The sequence below is a fragment of the Herminiimonas contaminans genome (assembly GCF_015645465.1).
Classification (GTDB): Bacteria; Pseudomonadota; Gammaproteobacteria; order Burkholderiales; family Burkholderiaceae_D; genus Oxalicibacterium; species Oxalicibacterium contaminans.
In genome coordinates this window covers 1-3,857 of sequence record NZ_JADOEL010000040.1, presented here as the reverse complement: position 1 = coordinate 3,857, position 3,857 = coordinate 1, and the positions used below count along the sequence as shown (strand labels likewise).

The window sequence follows — 3,857 nt, the reverse complement described above, 5'->3', positions numbered from 1 at the left end:
CGTCGGAAAAAAGTTTGAGGGCTTTCGGTTTCTTGGGCTTTTTTACTGTGCTCATCGATGTAGTCATGGTGTTTCCCTTTCGGTATCATCTCATGACCTTCGGCACACAAAAAATCTGACAGGCTCGTGGCGCATCGATGAGCAGGAAGCCTTTGCTTACCTGGCAGACCGTAAAGGCAAACTGCACGCTCATCCGACCCGCATCACTGTTCGCCTGGAAGATGGTCAATCACCATATCCAATCGGTGAATACACCGTAGCCCCAGCCAGTTTCTACGCTGGCAAATACAACTCCCTGATGTTCTCTGTGCGCCTGGTTCCAATGCGCGCAACCGTCAAAGCAGCAGCATGAGTACCCGCCCTGGGCAACCTGCATTTGAGTGCCGGTTAGTCACAAAGTCCGGTGTCCTGGTGGCAGTCACCAGCTCCGATTTTCTGGCGACCGTACAGCGTGGCATTGACCTCAAACAGCAATGGCAGGCCGTACTCCCAGGGCGAACTCTACGAATTCACTTGCTGTACCCGAATGGACTGCGCGTACCTCGCGCCGATATCAATGCCGCACTCGCGGCCATCAAGGGGAAACGATGAAACAGCCTGAAGACAAATTCACCAGGGACGCATTTAACCGTCCCGTAGGTCGTCCGCGCAAACCGAACGCGAAAACCAATGCACAGCGTCAAGCTGAATTTCGCGCACGTCGCAAATTCAACTTTTTAGTTTCCGTTACTAGTAACGGAAATTGATCATGAAAAGCCCAATCATCGCGACCGTTTTTACGTTGCTGTCACCGTTTTTGATCTTCTTGATTCCGGCGATCGCAAAGCGACTCTGCACTTTTTTGGTGCAGTTGGAACCACGGGTTACGTATAACAACCCGTGGGAAGTCTCTGGGGAGAGACTTTCGGTATCAGACAAACAACATTCAGTGAAAGATTGACAACATGTCAGTGTTCATTGATCGCCTCTATCTCAACCAGGAATTTCACGGCGTGGAAACGCCGAACCTGTTTAACGGTCATGTGGCGCGATTTGATGATGATGGTGTCCAGGAGTGGATGCAGCCCTCGGCGGCTGTCCTGGAGGGCACGTATGACACCCGCATTCTGGCGAAGTCGTTCGGTGGTCGCTCGTTCTTGCGCGGCAATCCTGGTCGCTTCGGTCGCCCAGACAACGTATTCAACCTGGACTGGCAACAGACCTGGGAAAAGGCAAATCGCCTGGCTGAAAAATTCGGCCTTCCGCTATTCACGCATGGCACACCGAGCCTCAACGTTTCCGACCGCGATAGAGCGCATGGCGTTGATTGCGTATGGACTGGTGCAACCGTGTCGGCCATCGATGCCACATCGAACTTTGCGACCGGCAGTAAAGAAAACGCCTTCCTGTTTTTGCAGTGGCTGGAGGGGCAGCACATCGAGCGTGTGCGGGGTGGAGTAGGGCGCCAGGGTTCTGTTCGCTTTGGCGATGGTAACGGCCTGCAGGTGGAAGCGTATTACAAGGCCGATGAAATGATCGATCACGCAAAGAACGATCACAAGCGTAACGAAATTAAGAAGTCGCAGCTCTGGCAGTGGCTAAACGATCTGGGAGTAATCCGATTAGAAGTTCGCGCAAAGCGAAATCATTTGAGAGACCGAAATCTCGGCTATTCAGGAGCGATCACGATGGAAAAAATCAAACAGTTATACGACGACAAAACTAGTGTCATTCGTCGCATCAGCAATGACGTTGATGCATTCGACTTCACGAAGCTACCGCTACGCATGGCCGGTATTGCACGTGAATACCTGGCAGGTGCAGAGATGCGTTCCCGCATGCCTAAGTCTTCGTTCTACAAGGCAAGGCGTGAGTTGCTCTCGCATGGAATCGACATAGCAACGCCAAACAAAATTCGCACCATCTTGCCGCGAGTGAAGGTCATCGAGCTTAAGCCGCTCACCGCGCCGGACTGGTATTGGAAGAATGCCGCATGACGGCGACAACGTGGCGGGGTGGTTGGGTGGCTGCTTTAGCGGCCACCCACGCCACCCCAAAGACCAGGAGCAACACATGACGATCATTCAAGCGTTTGTATTTTTCTCGTTCTTCTGTGCCTTCGCTGTTGGGCTTATTCACGGCATGAAGGTGGCGTAATGGAATGGACAACGATCACCTCGTCGCAGACCGGCCAGATCGCGCTCTACCTGGGCGGCTTGTTCGCATGCTGGATAGCAGGTCTACAGATCGGATTGACGATTCAAAAAATTCGGTCGATGGGCAAGTTTATGTAGCACGGCTTAATCGGATGCCGGTTTAAATCCGAACTTTGAAGGGAATAAAAATGGAATCGAAAACTAAAAAGTTTTGCAGCTCCGCAAAAACCAAAGCTATTGCTGCGGGTTTTATGTTGCTCAATACCGGTCTCGCGTTGGCACAAGCTACACCAGGCACACCGGAGGCTTCGATGGACGAAGGCAAAACGACCATCCTGGCACTCATCGCAGTAGCGGGTGCAGCTGGTGTAGCAATCGCATTGGCAAGTACTGGCTGGGAAGTTGGTGCCAAGCTGATCAAACGTATGCGCGGCAAGGCTTAAGCATCATGAACAAACTGGCGATCGCACTGGTCGCCAGCTTCGTGCTGGCCTCCTGTTCAACCCTTTCAAAAAGTCCCCGCTATGAATCGACTTACGGCTATTGGTATCCTGAACGGTTGTGCGCTGATGGCTCTATTTCTTCTCGTTGCTCCTTGCGCTAATGCTACAGGTCTGGTCTTTGATGAGGCGGGGAAAATCGTAGGCACTTTTGTTGAGACTGATCGCAGGACATTGGAAGAATTTTTGAATATCCGCGATACGTCTAAGGGAACTGTCGCTACCAAAGCAGGCAATGTCGTCGTTACAGCTGAACGCGTTGTTCCCAAAGGAGCTATTGCTAAAGCTGCAGGAAAGATTGCTGTCAAAGCCATACCAGGTGTCGCCACTGCTGCAGCTCTCGTAGAGTTATGTACATTGCTTTGTCCAGGTAATGACTATCGGCTTGCGCCTGATGGTGCGTCTTTGCAGATTCCGGAAAAGCCTGATGTTGCTGGTGATCCGCTTGGTACTGGGTATGAAATGCCAATTAGACCTGGTGTTAGATCAAAATCAGCTTCAGGGCTTTGTAGTGACTTCGCTGCATATGCGGTCAATAGCTCTTACCCCGGATGGGTGGGCAGTGGTTCACTTACTACAGTTAATTTTCGCTTGGCTTGCCAAGTCGTGCGGACGCGTATTAGTGACGGCGTAACCAGTGTACTTTCCACACCGTTTGTTGATCGAGTTCCTAACTACTATGTGCCGGGCTATGTTCTGCCGACTGAAATTCAGACCGAGGCTGACATACTCGCGCGGGCTGAACAGCAGGCAAGATTTAAGCCGCTATACGATGCCATTGCGGCTGATCGTGCGGCAAATCCGAACTCTTGGCCTGCTGATTACAATCCTATTAAACCAACGACTCCCGTTGTCGTTAGCGCGCCACCTGTATCGTCTCCTGAGCGTGTCGTTAGTACCACGACAAAATCCGGCACAAACGGCTCTACCGATACGACAACGACCACAGAGAAAACGGTCGTTACTCCTACGACTACTGGCACAACCGTAGGTGATTCGCAGACTACTTTTCCTACGCAAACGGTAACCACGTCGACGACTATCAACAATGTAACGAACAACACGACAACTGAGACGACTACTGTAAATCATCCTGAGGGTCGGCCGGGATTACGGTTTTTTTCGCCAATACGATGTTAACCACATGATTTAATTGACTTATTTCGACCCGCACTTCATTTGGCACCGCCTTCGATCGCAGTGCCTCTCGCGTCCAAATAAG

At 51.5% G+C, this 3,857-nt stretch carries 6 protein-coding genes; all 6 read left to right on the top strand.

From position 1 onward, the window contains the following. Positions 1-352: G5P family DNA-binding protein (locus IXC47_RS19185; RefSeq protein ID WP_230089673.1), on the top strand; the 352-nt coding region annotated here is incomplete at its 5' end. Further along, complete coding sequence (locus tag IXC47_RS19180) at positions 349-591, top strand: hypothetical protein (protein WP_195876755.1); 243 nt, start codon at positions 349-351, stop codon at positions 589-591. The genes IXC47_RS19185 and IXC47_RS19180, both read left to right, overlap by 4 nt. A 353-nt stretch (positions 592-944) precedes the next feature. After that, the gene (locus tag IXC47_RS19175; RefSeq protein WP_195876754.1) at positions 945-1,976 is read left to right on the top strand and encodes a phage/plasmid replication domain-containing protein; all 1,032 of its coding nucleotides are present in this window, start codon (positions 945-947) and stop codon (positions 1,974-1,976) included. A gap of 159 nt (positions 1,977-2,135) precedes the next feature. Further along, positions 2,136-2,273: a hypothetical protein gene (locus IXC47_RS19170; protein ID WP_195876753.1), complete on the top strand. Its 138-nt coding sequence runs from the start codon at positions 2,136-2,138 to the stop codon at positions 2,271-2,273. A gap of 50 nt (positions 2,274-2,323) precedes the next feature. Then, entirely contained in the window at positions 2,324-2,578 is a 255-nt protein-coding gene (locus tag IXC47_RS19165) for a hypothetical protein (protein ID WP_195876752.1), read from the top strand. Between the two features lie 81 nt (positions 2,579-2,659). Next, positions 2,660-3,775 (top strand): hypothetical protein, encoded by a 1,116-nt coding sequence (locus IXC47_RS19160; RefSeq protein WP_195876751.1) that lies wholly within the window; start codon positions 2,660-2,662, stop codon positions 3,773-3,775. The last annotated feature ends 82 nt before the right edge of the window (positions 3,776-3,857 follow it).

What these genes read in the sequence shown, in the direction of transcription:
- IXC47_RS19175 (WP_195876754.1), top strand. Translation starts at nt 945, where the DNA reads ATGTCAGTGTTCATTGATCGCCTCTATCTCAACCAGGAATTTCACGGC.
- IXC47_RS19180 (WP_195876755.1), top strand. Translation starts at nt 349, where the DNA reads ATGAGTACCCGCCCTGGGCAACCTGCATTTGAGTGCCGGTTAGTCACA.
- IXC47_RS19165 (WP_195876752.1), top strand. Translation starts at nt 2,324, where the DNA reads ATGGAATCGAAAACTAAAAAGTTTTGCAGCTCCGCAAAAACCAAAGCT.
- IXC47_RS19160 (WP_195876751.1), top strand. Translation starts at nt 2,660, where the DNA reads ATGAATCGACTTACGGCTATTGGTATCCTGAACGGTTGTGCGCTGATG.
- IXC47_RS19170 (WP_195876753.1), top strand. Translation starts at nt 2,136, where the DNA reads ATGGAATGGACAACGATCACCTCGTCGCAGACCGGCCAGATCGCGCTC.